Origin of the sequence: Streptacidiphilus neutrinimicus (genome assembly GCF_000787815.1) — a bacterium.
In the GTDB taxonomy this organism is placed as follows: domain Bacteria; phylum Actinomycetota; class Actinomycetes; order Streptomycetales; family Streptomycetaceae; genus Streptacidiphilus; species Streptacidiphilus neutrinimicus.
In genome coordinates this window covers 14,964-32,174 of the sequence record NZ_BBPO01000065.1, presented here as the reverse complement: position 1 = coordinate 32,174, position 17,211 = coordinate 14,964, and the positions used below count along the sequence as shown (strand labels likewise).

Annotated in this window: 14 protein-coding genes and 1 pseudogene; 8 read left to right on the top strand and 7 right to left on the bottom strand. The window is 69.8% G+C overall.

Annotated elements, in window-relative coordinates; translation table 11 throughout:
• Window positions 1–142: 142 nt before the first annotated feature.
• The 3 genes from TR48_RS30180 to TR48_RS39395 all read left to right on the top strand — a co-directional run bounded on the left by TR48_RS30180 (window position 143) and on the right by TR48_RS39395 (window position 2,763).
• On the top strand, window positions 143–565 hold the full coding sequence (locus TR48_RS30180) for a DUF1398 family protein (protein ID WP_052443176.1): 423 nt from the start codon (window positions 143–145) through the stop codon (window positions 563–565).
• Window positions 566–1,502: 937 nt separating this feature from the next.
• Window positions 1,503–1,796, top strand: a complete 294-nt coding sequence (locus TR48_RS43775) for a hypothetical protein (protein WP_161789942.1) — start codon at window positions 1,503–1,505, stop codon at window positions 1,794–1,796.
• Between the two features lie 82 nt (window positions 1,797–1,878).
• Complete coding sequence (locus TR48_RS39395) at window positions 1,879–2,763, top strand: LysR family transcriptional regulator (RefSeq protein WP_052443172.1); 885 nt, start codon at window positions 1,879–1,881, stop codon at window positions 2,761–2,763.
• Window positions 2,764–3,179: 416 nt separating this feature from the next.
• On the opposite strand, the gene TR48_RS30170 is transcribed toward TR48_RS39395, so the two are convergent.
• A complete protein-coding gene (locus tag TR48_RS30170) occupies window positions 3,180–4,103 on the bottom strand; it encodes an NADP-dependent oxidoreductase (protein ID WP_042373272.1) in 924 nt (307 codons plus the stop codon).
• A gap of 128 nt (window positions 4,104–4,231) precedes the next feature.
• Between TR48_RS30170 and TR48_RS30165 the strand changes: the two genes are divergently transcribed.
• The 4 genes and pseudogenes from TR48_RS30165 (at window position 4,232) to TR48_RS46885 (ending at window position 9,222) form a co-directional block, all read left to right on the top strand.
• Window positions 4,232–5,269, top strand: coding sequence for a GlxA family transcriptional regulator (locus TR48_RS30165; RefSeq protein WP_042373270.1), 1,038 nt, complete (start codon window positions 4,232–4,234; stop codon window positions 5,267–5,269).
• A 1,181-nt stretch (window positions 5,270–6,450) separates the two neighbouring features.
• Entirely contained in the window at window positions 6,451–7,374 is a 924-nt protein-coding gene (locus TR48_RS30160) for a C1 family peptidase (protein WP_042373268.1), read from the top strand.
• 557 nt (window positions 7,375–7,931) lie between these two features.
• A pseudogene (locus TR48_RS30155) lies at window positions 7,932–8,816 on the top strand (IS1634 family transposase); the annotation flags it as partial.
• 112 nt (window positions 8,817–8,928) lie between these two features.
• Window positions 8,929–9,222, top strand: coding sequence for a transposase (locus TR48_RS46885; protein ID WP_439654509.1), 294 nt, complete (start codon window positions 8,929–8,931; stop codon window positions 9,220–9,222).
• Window positions 9,223–9,591: 369 nt separating this feature from the next.
• Here TR48_RS46885 and TR48_RS30145 read toward each other — a convergent pair whose 3' ends face one another.
• From TR48_RS30145 to TR48_RS30120, 6 genes are all read right to left on the bottom strand, one after another.
• On the bottom strand, window positions 9,592–11,832 hold the full coding sequence (locus TR48_RS30145) for a DEAD/DEAH box helicase (protein ID WP_042373266.1): 2,241 nt from the start codon (window positions 11,830–11,832) through the stop codon (window positions 9,592–9,594).
• A 58-nt stretch (window positions 11,833–11,890) separates the two neighbouring features.
• Window positions 11,891–12,376 carry a hypothetical protein gene (locus TR48_RS30140; protein WP_042373264.1) on the bottom strand — a complete coding sequence of 162 codons (486 nt, stop codon included), beginning with the start codon at window positions 12,374–12,376 and terminating at the stop codon, window positions 11,891–11,893.
• 35 nt (window positions 12,377–12,411) lie between these two features.
• Window positions 12,412–13,104: a hypothetical protein gene (locus TR48_RS30135; RefSeq protein ID WP_042373262.1), complete on the bottom strand. Its 693-nt coding sequence runs from the start codon at window positions 13,102–13,104 to the stop codon at window positions 12,412–12,414.
• Window positions 13,101–15,290, bottom strand: coding sequence for a hypothetical protein (locus tag TR48_RS30130; RefSeq protein ID WP_042373261.1), 2,190 nt, complete (start codon window positions 15,288–15,290; stop codon window positions 13,101–13,103). The genes TR48_RS30135 and TR48_RS30130 overlap by 4 nt, the downstream gene beginning before the upstream one ends.
• Complete coding sequence (locus TR48_RS39795; protein ID WP_236652400.1) at window positions 15,290–15,880, bottom strand: DNA-binding protein; 591 nt, start codon at window positions 15,878–15,880, stop codon at window positions 15,290–15,292. Before TR48_RS39795 ends, TR48_RS30130 begins: the two co-directional genes overlap by 1 nt.
• A 128-nt stretch (window positions 15,881–16,008) precedes the next feature.
• Window positions 16,009–16,428: a hypothetical protein gene (locus tag TR48_RS30120; protein ID WP_042373258.1), complete on the bottom strand. Its 420-nt coding sequence runs from the start codon at window positions 16,426–16,428 to the stop codon at window positions 16,009–16,011.
• Between the two features lie 169 nt (window positions 16,429–16,597).
• Between TR48_RS30120 and TR48_RS44780 the strand changes: the two genes are divergently transcribed.
• Window positions 16,598–17,155 carry a hypothetical protein gene (locus tag TR48_RS44780; protein ID WP_174501752.1) on the top strand — a complete coding sequence of 186 codons (558 nt, stop codon included), beginning with the start codon at window positions 16,598–16,600 and terminating at the stop codon, window positions 17,153–17,155.
• Window positions 17,156–17,211 lie beyond the last annotated feature (56 nt).

Below are 17,211 nucleotides of genomic sequence, written 5' to 3'. Positions count from 1 at the left end.
GGCCACCAGCAGCGGCAGTTCATCCGGCATGCGAATCACCATCCATTCGACAATGTATTGTCGCTAAGGCACCATGGTGTCATATCGGGTGTGCTGAATCCACCCGGATGCGCACCCCACCGGAACCACAGTGGAGATCGTCATGACCGTCATCGACACCATCAGTCACCTCCAGGCCGCCATGGAACGGGGTGCGGCCGCCCGGCCGAAGGTGGGTGGCTTTCCCTATCTCGCCGAGAGTCTGCGCCAGGCCGGCGTCACCCGCTGCCGCATGGCCGTCCCGGCAGGTGCCTTCCTGTACCTGACACAGCACGGAAACGTGGTGGTCCAGGGCGAACCGCTGGTCACCGGTTTCGCGGCCGCACCGCGGTTCGACGAGGCGGCCCTGATCGCAGCCCTGCGGACTGACCAGGCCGGCGAGTCGACGTTCCCGGAGTTCGTCCGCAGCTGCTGGAGTGCCGGAGTCGTCTGGTACGACGTCGACACCGCCGCCCGTACCTGCACCTATTTCGGCACCGACGGGGAGTCCTACACCGAGCACTACCCGTCCGTCGCACTCCCCTGAGGCCAGCGACGTAGACGAGAACCTTCGGAGTTCCCCACAAGGGATGCCGTCGCCTTGATCAGGTCGGGCGACGGCCGCCTCATGCCTGCGCGGTGTCGGCGGACGCGGGGGAGGCTCTGCGGTCCCGGATTTGCGAGGCCGACGTGAAGGCGGCCCGACCATCTCGAGATGGTCGGGGCTGGCCGTAGGTGAACCCGCATAAGAACCCGCTCAGTTGTGAGGGCGCCCGGATTCCGGTGAGCCTTCACTGCCAGGCTGGCCCCGGCGCTGCTCGTGGTGCCAACCGATCTGGAGCCAGTGGGCGGCCGGGGCGGGCAGCCCCGGCCGCTCGGCCATGCGGACCATCGGACCAGCCCCGCGCCCTCCCGGAAAACCGCCCGTCGAACACAGAGACCGCCCTCGACTACCCGAGGGACCGCATACGAGGCGCCTTGCCTTTCCAGGTGGACGCCCTGGACGTCACATCCTGCCTATCCGCTCAACTGGGCATCACCGTCTCATGCCCGGACACCGGACGGGCCCACGCCCGCGCAATCGGGCTCAGCCCAAGCGGCCGACGCCGAGGGCCGGACCGTGGCCTTGTCATTGGCACCCGATAGGACTCGCTTCAACTGGCAATAGCGCGCGCACCCTTGAGATATCGGCCGCCACAGCGGCGTCATGCATCCTGCTGCGCCCACTGCCATCACTGGACAACGTGTTGTCATTCCGGCACTATGATGTCTACAACGATTCGGGCGAGACGCGATGGAGCGGCAGAGATCGTGCTCTCCAAGACGGCTTCGACCTGACCGTCGTAGTCAACAAATTCGGTCGCATCTCACGGATCCAGTGCCACGGCAGGGCGTCGTCGAGTTCGGCCGCCCTGGCTCCGCTCGTCCAGCCTGTTGCGCCGCTGGCCCTGCGGTACCGGAGGACTGATCGAGGAGAAGCATCCATGGTCGCCATGCCTATATCGACCGAGACACATTGGTGGGTCGTCAGTGTGCCCACGCTCCGATGCGAGGGCGACCGCAAGGTGAAAGGCAGACAGTTCTGGGTCGTGGAAGCCCGCTGTGCAGGCGACGCCGCCAACCAGGCGCAAGCCGAGTTGAACAGCCAGGCCGCGCTGCGGCACCGCCGCGGTGCCAGGATCTTCCCTGATGAACTGACGGTTGCCGCTAGTCGACATGACTGGCCCTTCGGCCTTTCTGCCAGCCTCCTCCCAAGAGCAGAGGACCTGTCGCACTGATCTCCGGCCAGAAATGGGCCCTGCTCCGAGCGTGGCGCAACGCGACAGCCGGAAGGAATCACGGGAGGGTGGTTCGCCTACATTGACAGACCTGGACCACTTCGACGTGCGACAGCTCAGGGCTTTCCTCGTGGTCGCCGAAGAGTTGAGTTTCACCCAAGCCGCCAGACGGCTCTTCCTCACACAGCAGGCGGTCTCCTCCCAGGTCCGATCCCTCGAGACGGTTCTCCGGGTGCAGCTTTTCGAGCGCACGACCCGAAAGGTGCGGCTCACCCCGGCCGGGAGGCTGCTGCGCGACCAGGTGGATCCCGCCCTGCGAGCTCTCGACCGCGCCCTCGGCTGCTTCCAAGAGGCGCGCTCCATTCGGATCGGCCACACCCCCAGCGCGGCCCACCGCCTCCTTCCCCGAACGGCAGGCGCACTGGAACGCATGAACTCCCGCCTCAACCTGCAAGCCAGCGAATGCAGCGAGGAATCCCTGCGCGCCGCTCTGCTGGCAGGACAACTGGACGTGGGGGTCGCTCTGGAGGCGGGCCCGGCCGGACACGGCCTTGCCGTAAAGCTGCTGGGAAACGAACCCTGGTGCGCGGTAGTCGGGACGGCCCATCCATTGGCCGACCACAGCCGAGTCTCCCTCACCGACTTGATCCCGTACGAATGGCTCAGCTGGCCCCGCCCCAGCTACCCCGGCTACTGGAACGCCATCCAACGACTCACCAGCCCATCCTCACGCAGGCCCGTCATCCGCGAGACCTGGATCAGCCTGGCCTACCACCACATCGTCGACGGGCGCTCAGTAACCTTGCAACCCGCCTCGTACGCCGTCTGCCCACCCCCAAAGACGGTCGTTATCCCCCTGGCAGGCTCCTCCACCGCGACCTACTCCGCCTTGTGGAACCCACACCACACGCCCCCAGGCCTCGATCTGCTCCTCGAAGTACTCACCGAGAGCGCCAACCACCAGTGAGCGCGCTACAAGGGCCCGCGGAACCCCACGCCCAGGACGTGCTGCTGCGCTGGCCCGTCACACGGATCGCCCGGATCGCCGGGGTCTGTCAAGCAAATGAAGGAGAACCTCCAGCTCAGGCCGCTGAAGCCCGGCGAGGCCTCCACCGGGCCCCGGGTCACCACGCGCAGGGCACCCGCACCAGCCCTGAACGCTTCATCGCAGCGTCCGCGATTCAACGTCCATCGGAGGTGTCAAGCTCGCCTGCTTCATCGGAGCGCGATGAGCGTCACGCCGCCGCTTCCCGGCCGTCGGCAACGCGTGGCGAACGCGCCCTGTCCTCGCTACGCTTCCCAACGTCCAGTGAAGGGGGCAGGAAGGCCACCCTCCGCGCGGCGCCCGTTTGTTATGCGCCGCGCGGTGTCGGTGACTCGGGTTCAGGCCACCGTGAGGACGATCTTGCCGGCGGTTCGGCCCTGCTCGCCGATCCTGTGGGCCTGCGCGGCCTGTTCCAGGGGGAGGACGGTCTCCACGACCGGCTTCAGGGCGCCCTGCTCCGCCAAGGCGGCGATCTGGCGCAGGCCCAGGTGGTCGGGCTCCACCAAAACCCAGTCCGCCTTCACCCCCTCAGGGGTGTCAGGTACGTCGTCCGGGCCGGGCAGTGTGATCAGGCGGCCACCCTTGCGCAGCACCTTCACAGAGCGCTCGGCGGTCTCACCACCGAGCCCGTCCAGGACTACGTCGATGTCGGCCACGACATCCTCGAATCGCAGCGAGCGATAGTCGACCACCTCGTCCGCGCCCAGCCTCCGCACCAGGTCGTGCTTGGCCGCGCTGGCCGTGCCGATGACGTACGCACCGCGGGCCTTGGCAATCTGCACGGCGAAATGACCCACCCCGCCGGCCGCCGCGTGCACCAGCACCCGCTCACCGGGACGGACCCGCGCCGCGTCGACCAACGCCTGCCAGGCCGTGAGCGCAGCGAGCGGCAGCGCTGCCGCTTCCACGTGGGTCAGAGTCGCAGGCTTGGGGGCGAGATGCCGGGCTGGCGCCACCACGTACTCGGCGTATGCGCCCGCCTGACGGGGGAACAGCGGCATCCCGAAGACCTCATCCCCTGCCCGGAAGACGCTCACGCCGGGCCCGACGGCCTCGACGGTTCCAGAAACGTCCCATCCGACTGCCGGCACGTCGCCCCATTCGATGAGGGCTCCGCTGGCGCGGGTCTTCCAGTCCACCGGGTTCACCCCGGCTGCGTGCACCCGCACCAGGACCTCGTTCAGTCCGGGCTCCGGGCGCTCGACCTCACGCTCGACCAGGTTCTCGGGTCCGCCCCACTGCTCCACTACTACCGCGCGCATGCTGTCCGCCTAAATCCTTCGTGCCGATCTGGTCGCCGCCGGGTCGTTTCCGGCGACACCATCCACGATGCAGGCCGTCGGCCCAGCACAGTGTTGGCCGTTTGGTCACCATGTGACAGGATCTGGCCATGAGCGAAAGCCCGCAGGCACCGCCCTGGGACGCATGCCAGCAGACAGATCCGCGGCCGCACCGGATAGCCGTCCTCGCGCTTCCCGGGGTCCCGCCGTTCGAGCTGGGGATCCCCTCCCGAGTCTTCGGCAGCGTGGAAGACGCCAATGGGTGTCCGCTGTACGAGGTCACCGTCTGCACGGCGGACGGCCGGCCCGTTGCGAGCGATGCCGGATTCAGCGTGCTGCCCGCTGCCGGTCCGGAGGCCCTGGCAGCGGCGGACACCGTGATAGTCCCGCCGACCCATGCCATGCCCGAGCTCGACGACGGCGGCCCGCTACCGCCTGAGGTGGCCGCCGCTCTCGCGCATATCCGCCCAGGAACCCGCCTGGTCTCCATCTGCACCGGCTCGTTCGTCCTGGCCGCAGCCGGGTTGCTCGACGGCCGTCCGGCGACGACCCACTGGAACCTGGCCCCGCAGTTCCGCCGCACCTACCCGCAGGTCAAGGTGGACGAGGACGTCCTGTTCGTCGACGACGGGGACGTGCTGACCTCCGCCGGCGTAGCCGCCGGCGTCGACCTGTGCCTGCACATGATCCGCCGCGACCTGGGCACGGCCGCCGCCAACCGGGCCGCTCGCATGTGCGTCGTCCCGCCGTGGCGCGACGGCGGACAGGCCCAGTACATCGACCGCCCCGTCCCCGCTCCCGCAGCCGCCAGCACCACCGCCACCCGTGCCTGGGCCCTGAAACACCTGAGCGAGCCGCTCTCTCTCAATCAGCTCGCCCGACACGCCCGCATGAGCCTGCGCACCTTCACCCGCCGATTCCGCGACGAGGCCGGGATGACGCCAGGACAGTGGCTGACCGCGCAACGACTGGAACTGGCCAAACAGCTGCTGGAAACTACCGACCTATCGATCGACCTCGTCGCTCACCGGGCCGGCTTCGGCTCCGCCAACTCCTTGCGCGCGCACATGCGAACCGCCTTCGGCATCCCACCAGCCGCCTACCGCCGGACCTTCAGCCCTGCCGACCTCACTGGGACTCGTGGCTGAGCTTGGCACGATCCCTCGGGGCCTCGGTATTCCATGATCGAACTGCCAGCCTGAACGGAGGCCCCGGGTCGCGCCGCCCGGTGCCACAACGGGCCCACAGTCCTGCCCGGCCTCAAACGCGGCCCCGACGTGCAAGCCGTGGCCACGGCCAGCCCGAGCATGACCGAGGACGCCCTCACCGACCTGGTCCTGGCCATCGCCGCGATCGCCCTGGCGGCCAGCGGTGTCGGCTCGCGAACACCATGGTCGTGGGCGTGATGGAACGCCCCGGCGAGATCGGACTGCGCCGCGCGCTGGGGGCACGGTGAGGCCAGACGCCGCCCAGTTCCTGCTGAAGGCGATCCTGACTGGCCAGATCGGCGCGTCTGCGGACTGCTCCCGGGCGCGCCGATCGTCTACGGCTACGCCCTCGCCCAAGGCCAGCCCGCATCCATCCCGCTCGCCGGACCGCTGGTCTGGGTCCTGGCCTCCGCCCTCACCGGCATCCACCCCGTATTGCGCGCGGCGCGGGCATCCCGACCGACACCCTCCGCTCGGTCTGACCCGTCCCGCCGACGCAACGCGGAGGAGGCACGATGCTCCATCCAGCAACGCATTGGAGTCCGGACACCTCCTGGCCTTGGGCGTTGCACTCGCCGTGCTGCTCGGCTCAAAGCAACTACCCAGGACGGGTCGGAGATGTGAACCAGGCCAGCTGGGTCGACGCCAACACTGCCGCACTGCGACCCGGCGGCACCGCATCGGCACGGTGCCACTCCTTGGCCCGGCGGCGGCCCGGGTGAACCAGCGCCCGGGGCGGGGCAGGCGCTGCTGACTCCCCCTGCCCGGGACGCGCGGCGCAGATCGGCATCGGGTCGCCTTCTCGCCGGTCGGGGCGTGCAGGCCGTGGCCGTGATGCTGCCGGAGTAGGTGCGCCCGTTCGCCCTGCCGGTGCGGCGCTGGGGTGGCGATCACGATGCCGCCACTCGGACGATCCCTCACTGTGCGTCAGGATCCGCGGGCACTGCCGTAGTTGTGTGATCATGCAAGCCGCCGTTCGGCAGCCCTTCTCCCCGCGGCGTGACCGGCTTCCCTGCCGTGTGACGGATATCCCACCGAAGCGCCAGGGCCCAGCCTAGAGAGCAGTTCGACAGGTTCACGTCACCCCCACAGGCGGCCCCCACCGCCAGACAAGGACAGTCATGAGGCACTTCCCCCTGCCCAAGATCCTCGCTGCCTCTGCCGCGACCATCGCCTTCGCTGGCCTCACCGCGACCGCGACCCCCGCCTCGGCGGCGACCGCCACTCGTCCGGTCGGCCAGCGCGCGCACCACCACCTGCAGCACGGCCTGGGCCTGAACATCGCTGCCCTGAAGGCCCACCAGCATGCGGTCCACGCCTCGGCCGCCGCCGACCACAGCGCGTTGGCCCCGTTCGCCCGCACCGGCGCCGCGCCGGCCAGCACGGACCTGACCCAGTATGCGCTCGCCCCTGGCAACCAGGGCCAGGTTGGCGCCTGCGTGACCTGGGCCACCGGCTACTCCGGCTACGGCATCCTGATGAACGAGCAGGGCATCGCTGGCGCCCCGATGGCCCCGATGTTCATCTACTCGCAGATCGCCCAGGGCAACGACCAGGGCACCTATGCCGGCGTCGCGCTGCCGATGGAGCAGCAGCAGGGGATCGACACGAAGACCGACTACTGGCAGGGCGACTCCGACTTCACCACCCAGCCGGACGACAACGAGCGCGCCAACGCGGCGGGTTATAAGCTCTCCGGGTTCACCCAGCTGCCCACCAGCGGCTCGTCGGCGCGCGCGGCCATCGAGGACGCGATATCGCAGGGCATGCCGGTGGCGATCGGCTTCTCCGTCCACCAGAGCTTCATGGACCTCAACTCCCAGACCGCCTCGGACTACAGCTACGTGCCGGGCGATGCCGGCAGCGACCCGATCGTCGGCGGCCACGAGGTGACCATCGTTGCCTACAACGACCAGGGCGTGAAGATCGAGAACAGCTGGGGCAGCAGCTGGGGCGACGGCGGCTTCGCCACCGTCCCCTGGAGCTTCTTCAACACCGGCGATGTCGACGAGATCAACGCTATGGGCAAGCTCGTCCAGAACTGACCCACCGCACGAGCCCGCGGCCCCACCCCGGCCGGAGCCGGCCCGGCCCCGAGTCCCCCATTCCGCCTGCCCACGTGCCACTCGGCCCGCGGGCAGGCGGTGCCGTGTCTGACGACCGGCCGAGACGTCCGCTTCGCCCGACGCCGCCCCGCCCGTGAGCTCGGTATCGACTGGACCGACCAGGCCGGGATGATTGAGAGGCCAGGCTGGCGATGTGTTCACGGCGGTGCCTGCGCGGTGCAGCAGCCGGTAGACGGTCGACGGCGAGCACTCCTGCACGGCGGCCAACGCGGGCACACTGACCCCGGCCTCGTACCAGCGGCGCAGCTCGTCCATCTCCTGCCGGCGCTCGGGCTCCTGCCCGGTGTGGGACAGCCGACGGGTCTCGGCGCTGGAGTGCAGGACGGTCCCGGCATCGCGTAGCAGCCGCCGGACCGTACGCCCCGAGAGGCCGTACCGGTCGGCGAGCACGGTGACGGTGGTCCCGCTCTGGTCCGCACCTGCCGGCCCAAGCGCGCCGGGCGGCGGACCATCGGGAGAGATCGGTTCCCTTCGGCCAGACCCTGATCCGGCAGGTCAAGGACGAGATGCGGGACTGGACCCTCTCCAAGATCGTGTGGGTCGCCGACCGCGGCTTCTCCTCCGCCGAGAACCGCCGCTACCTGCGCAAGGGCGACCACGCCTACATCATCGGCGAGAAGCTCCGCTCCGGCAGTCCCGAGGTACAGGCCGCCCTGTCCCGGCAGCGCCGCTACCAGGACGTCGGCGAGAACATGCGCGTCAAGGAAGTGCGGATATCCGACACCGACCGGTTCGTCATCTGCCACAACCCGGAAGCGGCCGAACGCGACCGGCACACGCGCGAACAACTCGTCGCCCAGCTGGCTGACTTGATCGCCGACACCGACAAGCTCAGCGACTTCAAGCGGGGCGAACTGCGCGGGAGGATCGCCGACAAGCCGGGCCTGAACCGCTACCTACGCGCCACCCCGGCCGGCAAGCTCCGCATCGACCAGGCGAAGATCAAGGCGGAGGAGAACCTCGACGGGAAGTACCTCCTGCGCTGCTCGGACCCCCAGCTGAGCGCCGAGGACATCGCGCTGGGCTACAAGCAACTGCTCGAAGTCGAACGCGGCTGGCGCGACATGAAGCAGATCATCGACCTGCGGCCCGTCTACCACCGACTCGAAGAGCGCATCCGGGCCCACGTCATCCTGTGCTGGCTCGCCCTCCTGCTGATCCGGATCACCGAGACCACCACCGGCGACACCTGGCCGCACATCCGACGCGAGCTCGACCGCCTCCACCTGGGCACCTTCACCGGCCCCACCGGAACGTTCCAGCAGGTCACCGCTCTGACGAAGCCCCAGCGAGACCTGCTCGCGAAGCTGCAGATCCCCGTCCCCAAACAGGTCGTCGCGCTTCAGCCCGCATCCCGCTGAACAGCCGAAACGCGACCGCCTAGAGAAACGCCCTCCAGGCGGACACACCCACGTCCGCCCAGGTCAGACCCCGGATTCGTAGCTCCAGGCTGCCGAATTACGTCGAACCCGGGTGACCGACACGGGCGGTCTGCTGCTGGAGGTCACCGTGACGCCCGCGAACGTGCACGACTCGGTGGCCGCCCCGGAACTGCTCGACGCGTTCATGGCCGAACCCGGGCGGCTGCTGAAACTGGTCTGGGCCGACACCGCCTACCAGGGCCCGGCGCTGGCGACACGTTCGCCGCGCATGGGGTCAGGGTCGAGGTCGTCAAGCGCCCCGACGGAATCAGGGGATTTGTGGTGCTCGCGCGCAGGTGGACGGTTGAACGCACGCTGGGCTGGCTTTCCCGGGCCCGGCGCTTGAACCGCGACCACGAGCGCAGACCCGACCACCACGTGCAGATGGTGTGGAACGACGCCATCATGAAGGGCATCGGTATCCAGCCGTCATGCTGACCATCACCTCGAGGGTGTCGTCCATCCATTTCGTCCCGGATGTGCCTTGCTCCCTCTTTTCCGCTGACGCCCTCGGCGCCAGCCCTGGAACCGACCCTGTCGCAGACCGGGATGTGTTCGACAGCCTGTTGACCAGGATCCGCTGGTTCACCGGGAGCGAGGGCACGGTCAGCATCACCCACGGCTTCCAGGACCACTTGGGCTTCCTGCTGCTGGTCGTTCCGACGACGGCGTCGGTCGTTGTAGGTCGTGGTGACGGTGTCGGCCGTCGGGCCGCTTACAGGTTCCGCCAGGTGCCGAGGCCGTCGAGGAGTTCGATCTGGTCGGGGTGGAGTTTGTCGGCCTGCTTGATCTGCTGGTGCTGCCAGACGCCTGGGCGGAAGGCCATGTCGTCGCCGAGGCCGGGGCGGTTGCGGGGGCCAGTGAGGGCGCCGCCGGCTGCGATGTAGGTGGCGAGGCGGCGGTAGCCGCGTTGCCACTTAGGGTCCCAGCTCCACAGCGGGTCCAGGGCGTCCAGCAGTTGGCGCTGCATTTGCGGCAGGTCGGTGTTCTTGCGCTGGACGCGCATCCAGCGGCCCACGGTGTAGCCGTCGATCCGGGCGTCCGCGGGAATGGCCAGGTCGCCGTTTTTGTGGTACCAGGCCTTCGCGTAGGCGTACCCGCGCACCCAGGCATGGAGATGCTTGTCCCAGATCATGCCGATCCGGTCGAGTTCGCTGATCCGCGCGGCGTCCAGCCGGCCAGCCGCGTACTGCTCGCGCTGCCGACTCAGCCAGTCGACGAGGTCACCTTCGCGGACGTCGAGATGGCCGTGCTGCGTGTAGAAGGCCTCGGCCTGGACGTACCACTTCTCCCACTCGGCGGTGCGGGGGCTGAGGGTGCGCAGTTTGAGGGTGCGCAGGATCTGGTCCTCGTAGGCGGTGGTCTCGATGCGCAGCCACTCAACGTCCTCGACGGGGAGGCCGTCCTCCAGGGCCTCGGTGTTCTCGGCGTCCTTCAGGCCGGGTTCGGCGGTGTGGGTCTGCTGCTCGGTGGCGCCGTAGCGGTTGGTGCGCAGCTCGGTGATGCGGGCGGTCACGCGCTCGTCGTGCGCGGCCAGGGCGCGCAGGACCTGCCAGACCGCGGCGAAGGCGCTGCGGTTGAGTTCGGCCTCGGTCTCCTCGCGCTCGCTTGCCTCCTCACCGGTGGCGGCGGGGAGGTAGACGGGGATGATCAGGCGCGCGAGTTTGCCGGTGACGCCGAGCGGTACCCGGAAGGCGCGGCCTGCGCCCTGCACGATGTCCACGGTGCTGTTCTTGGGGTCGGCGAAGATCACGGCGTCGACGGCCGGCAGGTCGATCCCTTCCGCGAGAAGGCGGCTGTTGGCGATCAGCGCGCAGCGGTGGCCGCCCTTCTCGCTCTCAGTCTTGAACTGGTCGAAGGCGTGGCGGCGGTCCTTGAGGCGGTCGCTGCCGGCGACGGCCGCGCAGTACATGTGCTCCAGGCGCTCGCTGGGAGGAAGCAGGCGCGCGGCGTGGCGCAGCGTGGCGATGAAGTCCCGGGCGCCGCGGATGCGGGAGTGGTAGGTGATGACGCGCTCGAGTTCGTAGGTGTCGATCGCGCGGCAGGTGGCGATCTGCAGGGCCAGGCGCTGAAGTTCCTCGTTGGTGCGCTGTGAGCGCAGGTCGGCGATGCCGGGTTCGTTGAGGAGTTCCTGGAGGTCCTGGTCGGTGATGACCGGGACGATGACCTCGTAGTCGGCGATGAGGCCGTCCGCGATGCCCTGGGCGACCGGGTAGCGGTAGACGGTGTCGCCGAAGACCTCGGGGTCGTCCATTGAGCAGATCGTCTTCTCGCCGGTGTCGTCCGAGTCGGCGAAGCCTTCGGCGATGCGGGGCGTGGCGGTGAAGTAGAGCCGGCGGGCGGCTGGGATCTTGCTGTCGTCGTGGACCGCGGACCAGGTCTTCCCGGCCGCGCCCGCGGTGCGGTGGGCTTCGTCGATGATCAAGAGGTCGAAGCCGGGCATGGCGTGCAGGCCGTGGGCCTCCACGACGCGGTTGATGCTGGCGTAGGTGGCGAACACGGTGACGGGCCCGCCGGCGGCGGCGCGGACCACGTCGGCGATCGTGTGGGCATCGGTGGTGATGGTCGCCTCGACCTTGAGCCCGGCTTCCTCCAGCTCCCGGCGTTCGGAGGAGGAGCAGACGATGACGAACTGGCCGTGGCGGCCGCCGTGCCGGGCCCAGACGCCGGCGGTCTGCCAGACGAGCTCGATGGTGGGCATGGTGGCCAGGACCGAGCCGCGGGCGGCCATGCGGCGGGCGCAGGCGGAGGCGATGAGGGTCTTGCCGGAGCCGCAGCAGCATTCGACGATGGCGCGGCCGCCGTCGCGGACGGCCCGCCAGGCGGCGGTGACGGCCTGCTTCTGGTGCTCGCGCAACGGCATCAGGAAAGGGCCGACGCGCCCAGGAGTGCGCTGGTGCGGTGGGGCCTGTTCGGCGCCCGTCCCGGCGAGACGGGGAGCGACGTCGGTGTCCACGGGTTCCACTTCCTGATCCCTTTCCATCGGCTTGTCCGGGTATACGGGGCTGAGTACGTCAGTTGGCCTGCGGTGCCGCGCCCCGGCTGCGGCGCAGCGCGAGGTCGAAGTAGCCGCGGGCGAGCAGGGACACCTCGCGCCCCATATGGGTGCTGTGGCGGCCGTGCGGATACCAGGTTCCGCACCCGCACTCGGCCTCGAGGCCGGCCGGTCCGATCCGGGTGAGACCGCTCGGGGAGAGGTTGGAGACGAAGGTGTCGGCACGCCGGTCGAGGTCGTCCGGGACCACAGGGGTCGGGTCGGACTCCGGGATGACGTAGTGCCAGGTGACCCACGTGCCGGCGTCCGGGTCTCCCGGGTCGTGGTCCGGCTCCCGTTCCTGGGTGTGCAGGGCGCCGTGGTCGATACGGAACCGGAGGAGCTGTCCGGTGTCCGGGTGGATCGTTTGATGCCAGGCGTCGTGATGGTCGGCCGTCAGGGTGCACGGGGCGCGGAGCGCGTAGTGGGCGACGGGGCAGGGGTGGGTCTGCGGGTCGGTGGGCATGACGCTCCTCGCTCGCGGTCGGGTGCGGGTCAGGGTCAGCGGCGCGGGACCCAGCCGCGGACCTCGATGTAGAGGATCTCGGCGTCCTCGGTGGCCCGGCCGGTGTCGATGAGCCAGTTCAGGACGGCGGCGGTGACGTCGCCGCCGGCGGCCGCGACCATCGCGGACCACTCGCGGGCGTCGAAGCCGCCGGACACCTTCGACCCGTAGGAACGCTCCTCGGTGCCGTCCGCGCGCGGGACCACACCGCGGCGCTGCCCCGGGGAGTCGTCCGCGGAACCGGAGGACAGGACGAAGTGGCGCTTGCGCATGCGTACGGTGACGGCGATCCGGCCGCCGCGTTCGGCGGTGTCGTGGATGACGCCTGCCAGGTGTCCGGCGCCGTGGGCGATGGCCTGCCGTCCGGCGCGGCCGGCCATCGACCCGCCCGGTGTCTCCAGGACGTCGCGCCCGCGGACCCGGGCGACGCGGCCGTCGCGGGTCAGGCGCCGGGTGACGTTCTGCTGGGCGATGGCCCTCAGCGCCTCGGGGTCGCGCTCGCCGCCTTCGACGGCGCGGGCCAGCTGGCGCAGCGCCGGGACGAAGCTGGCGCCCTTGTTCTTGCTGAAGAACTGGGAAACCAGGCTCGCGTTGCGGTCGAGCATCTCGGCGATCTGGCGGCGGTTGAAGCCGGCGTCGATCAGCTGCTGGGCCAGGCGCGCGGCCTCCCCCGGCGGCGGCGTGGTCATCGCTCACCCCCGGCAGCGGCGAGGGCGGCGCGGCCCTGGTCGCGCAGCGCCAGCAGTTCGTCCTCACTGCCCGGGGCCGAGATGGGGCCGGTGAGGTGGCCCTTGAGGAGGTATTCGCCGGGCTGGCCGTGGTAGGGCCAGCCGTGGCGGGCGGTCAGGTAGACGGCGTCGGTGCGGAACGCCACCACCTCGCCCGCGGGGACGTGGAGGGCGCCGACGTGGACGCCGTCGCCCTTCATGTTCATTGACAGCAGCGCGGCCCGGGCGGAGGACCAGACGTAGGCGGACCACTCGGGGTGGGCTGTGTCGTCCTTCCGGAAGCCGCTGACGCGCTGCCAAGTCACCTTGTGCTCGTCGTGGGTCAGGATCTCCGCGCCTTCGGGGACCAGGTGCAGTTCGTTCATCGCCGTGGTGCCGGTGACCATGCGGGGGCGCTGGGCGAAGCCGCCGATCCCGAACAGCAGGATGCTGCGCACCGCGCGGGCGGCCAGGTAATTGGCCTGCCGCTGCCGGGGGTCCTCGTGGACGCGTGCCACAGCCGACAGTTGGTTCCAGGCTTCCTTGAGGTGCAAAGACCACTTGTCGATCGGCTCGCCGTCCTGAAAGACCAGCGCGTCGAGGACTTCGATGCGCCACGGCTTGATCGGGTTCGACAGGGCGGTGTAGACCTCAGGAGCGCCGGCCCAGGTGGTGAAGGTGGCACCGGGGGTGGACGGGTACTCCCAGTGGCGGTCGCCGCTGATCGGCGCGGGCAGCAGGCCCACGTGCTCCCAGCCGTCCGGCACCGTGACGCGGACCCGCAGGTGGGCGCAGGACATCAGCAGCTTCTTCTGCTCCGCCTCGCTCATCTTCGCGAACGCGGCTGCCGTGACGTGGCGTGGGGTGCCGACTGGGCCCTTCCAGGTGTGGCGGGCGTAGGCGAAGGTCCGGTCGTACTCGGCCAGGCCCGGCAGCTCGGCGGGCACCTTCGGCGGCACGATCAGCTCGGTGCGGCCCTGCCCGGCTGTGGCGTGGAACAGGCCGCGCAGTTCCTCCGAGAGCACCGGGAAGCCGTCCGCCCACTGGCCCTTGATCGGGATGGTCCGCGCCCACAGGTCCTTGCCGGTCTGCGACGGCGAGCCCAGCAGGACCGCGTCGGGCCAGAACTGCCGCAGGGTCTTCCACAGCAGCGCGAACGCCTCACGCACTAGGTGGGGATCGGCCCCGGCCGGGTCGAACCACTCGTTGACCGCACGGATCTCGACGTGCTCGGCGTTCCGGTCGGCGCCTGCGCGGGTGTAGCGGCCCACCGGCAGGCGGGCGTTGCCGGGGACGAAGTGCCCGGCCAGGCGCTCTTTGTCCCAGCTGGTGTCCTCGATCCAGCGCTCGGACGGGGTGTGCAGCCAGGCGGTGACGGCCTGCTTCATCGTTGGGTAGCGGTCGGTGTCCGCGTGCCATGGCGCTCCGGCGGTGATGTAGATGCGCTCGATGTGCGTCGAGACCGCCATCACCGCGTCCAGGATCTCTCCCGGCGTGCGCGTGCCGAGATCCAGGTGGGCGACGCCGCGCCCGACCATCACGCCGGTGGTCGCGTCGAGGAACGCGGTCTCGCGGGCCTTCTGCTGGAAGGGGGGCCGCTTGGAGAACAGGCCCTTCGTCGCTGCGGTGTAGCGCGCCGCCTCCGGGCCGTCCGGGATGACCGGCAGTTCGATCCGCTCCCCCGGCTCCTTCGCGCCAGGCACGGACAACGGGGGCGTCACCTCCGCGCTCCCGAGCGCGGGCTCCTCAGCTGCTTCGGCGGTGACGGGTTCGACGGCAGCAGTCGGCTCGGGCTGGGGGGTTCCGTGCGCGGGCAGCGTCGGGGCGACGGCGCCCTCCGGCTCCTCCCGGCGCTCCGTGGGAGCCTTCGCAGGGCGTGTGTCGCTCGCGGTGTTCTCGGCCTGGAGCTGGGCGCGGGCGTGCTCCGGGGTGGGGTCGAGGCGCGGCACGAGGGTGACGATGTCGCCGATGCTCAGCCCCGCGGCCTTGGCGATCACGCTCGCCTTCGCCGGTTCGAAGGAGCCGAGCTTGACGATCCGTCCGTCGCGGTCGCGGTGGCGCTTCTCGATCTCCTTGTTCAGCTTCGCGGCGTCCCGCTCCAGCTTGGCGATCTCGTCGCGCAGTGGACGCAGGTCGGCGAGTCCGTTGTTGTAGGCGGTGGCGTCCATCAGTTTGCTCCCTCGTGTGCGGCCGCTGGACCGGCGGGGACGTAGGCGATCGGGCCGCCGGAGACTGACGGCAGCCGTGTTCCCAGCAGGTGGGCCACCAGGTCGCGCTCCGACGGGGCCTGCGTGTGCGGGAACCGGGCGCTGGTGGGGGCGGTCAGGTCGGTGACCCATCCGGCCAGGCGGGCGCCGGTGAAGCGGTAGCGCAGCGCCTGGCGTGTCCCGCCGTTGTGGTCCCACTCCCCCAGGTCGGCCAGGACGGCGACGACGAACTCGGCGACCGTGACGAGCATGAAGCGTCCCTCGGCCACCCGCTCCGGATCGCAGCGCCACCACCCCGACAGGGCGGGCAGCAGCATCTCGCTCGGCAGATCGGCCTGGTAGCCCATCCAGTCCCGGTCCGTCTCGCTCGCCGCACTGGCGGCGTCGGCGCGCAGCACCGCGACCTCCGGCACATCCAGGAGCGTCAGATCGCAGTGGGGGGCGGCGTGCAGTATCTGCACCGCCTCCAGGGGGAAGATCTGCCGCCCGGAGCCGGCGACACCGGGGACCACTCCGGCCGCCACGAGTTTCTTGACCAGCGGGATCGACACTCCGAGCGTCCGTGCCGCCTGCCCTGTCGTCACCAGCACCCGAACCCCTATGTATAGCGAGCCTTCTAGCAATACATAGCGTAGCGAAGGTGCCACCCCATGCGCAATGTACTTCGAGTTAAATCGACTCACAAAGACTTGGCGGGCTGTCCCTCAGCCCAGGGGCGAGGCCACGCCCCAACCTTGCAGATGTCCTCCAGCCACCGCTCCGGGAGGTCGTCCTCCCACACGTGGGCCAGCATGAACGGATCCGAGTCCAGCAGCGCCATGACCACCAGGCTTGCCGGCACCGCGACGGCCTCGTACAACCCGTACTGGACGGCCCCCTCGCTCGTCGGACCGAACGCCGCATATCTGCGGCCAAGATGCTCGCGGTTCTCCGCGACGACCCCTTCCAGCCGCTCCACGAAGTCGCTGCCGGAAGCCATCCGAATGGCGACCTCGAGGATCGCCATGTTGACGTCCGCGTCCACAGGCTCCCCGGGGACGAAGGTGCGATACAGACTCGCCGCGGCCAAAGCCACGCGCAGGAGCTCAGGCGACTGCATGCCACCATGCTTCCACGGTCACCGGTCAGTTCCCGTCACTTCCAAGGCATTTGAGCCAGCAGTCAGGCGACACCCGCCCGGTCGGGGATCCCAGCCGTCCGGATGGGAGGCCGACAACCCGGCTGTAACCCACATGAGTGAACTTCCCGAGCGTGACCACAACTCCGGGATGGCATCGCCACGCTGGGAGCAGGAGCCGCCCGGACCGGAGGTCGCCATGTCTGCCTGCGAGGCCATCCACCCCGAGGACCGGACCGCGTGCGAAGGCCCGCAGGACGCGGTCCGCGTCAGCGATCCATCGGGCGGTTCGGTGCTGGCGTGCGTCCACCACGGTGCGCGGATCCTCGCGACGGTCACCGTCGCGACCGTGGCCCCGGCCGAAGTGCCCGGTGCCGCGATCGATGCCTACCGCCGGGCCAGGCAGATGCCCCCGTGCGCTTGGCAGTGGGACGACAAGCCGATGACGCTCGTCGAGTACGCGGTCTGGAAGGGCATCGAGTGGGACCCCACCCGAGCCGAGTGCGTGCGTGACGCGGTCGTCCGCCTGCACTTCAAGGTCGACGGCATGAGCGACGAGCGCGCGTTCCACCTCGGGACCTCGCAGATCGAGGCCACCGACACCGACCTGAGCCTGATCGCTGACACCCTTGGTGTCACCGTCGAGCAACTGCTTGGCGGAGACTTCCCTGGACCGCGCCCGGGCAACACCACGGAGGGGACCGACTGATGGGCAAGGCCAGCCGACGGCGTCGGCAGCACCGGAACGAGGGCGGCGTCTCCAAG

What these genes read in the sequence shown, in the direction of transcription:
- TR48_RS30130 (WP_042373261.1), bottom strand. Translation starts at nt 15,290, where the DNA reads ATGGACGCCACCGCCTACAACAACGGACTCGCCGACCTGCGTCCACTG.
- TR48_RS44780 (WP_174501752.1), top strand. Translation starts at nt 16,598, where the DNA reads ATGGCATCGCCACGCTGGGAGCAGGAGCCGCCCGGACCGGAGGTCGCC.
- TR48_RS30160 (WP_042373268.1), top strand. Translation starts at nt 6,451, where the DNA reads ATGAGGCACTTCCCCCTGCCCAAGATCCTCGCTGCCTCTGCCGCGACC.
- TR48_RS30135 (WP_042373262.1), bottom strand. Translation starts at nt 13,104, where the DNA reads ATGACCACGCCGCCGCCGGGGGAGGCCGCGCGCCTGGCCCAGCAGCTG.
- TR48_RS30180 (WP_052443176.1), top strand. Translation starts at nt 143, where the DNA reads ATGACCGTCATCGACACCATCAGTCACCTCCAGGCCGCCATGGAACGG.
- TR48_RS30140 (WP_042373264.1), bottom strand. Translation starts at nt 12,376, where the DNA reads ATGCCCACCGACCCGCAGACCCACCCCTGCCCCGTCGCCCACTACGCG.
- TR48_RS43775 (WP_161789942.1), top strand. Translation starts at nt 1,503, where the DNA reads ATGGTCGCCATGCCTATATCGACCGAGACACATTGGTGGGTCGTCAGT.
- TR48_RS30120 (WP_042373258.1), bottom strand. Translation starts at nt 16,428, where the DNA reads ATGCAGTCGCCTGAGCTCCTGCGCGTGGCTTTGGCCGCGGCGAGTCTG.
- TR48_RS30165 (WP_042373270.1), top strand. Translation starts at nt 4,232, where the DNA reads ATGAGCGAAAGCCCGCAGGCACCGCCCTGGGACGCATGCCAGCAGACA.
- TR48_RS30170 (WP_042373272.1), bottom strand. Translation starts at nt 4,103, where the DNA reads ATGCGCGCGGTAGTAGTGGAGCAGTGGGGCGGACCCGAGAACCTGGTC.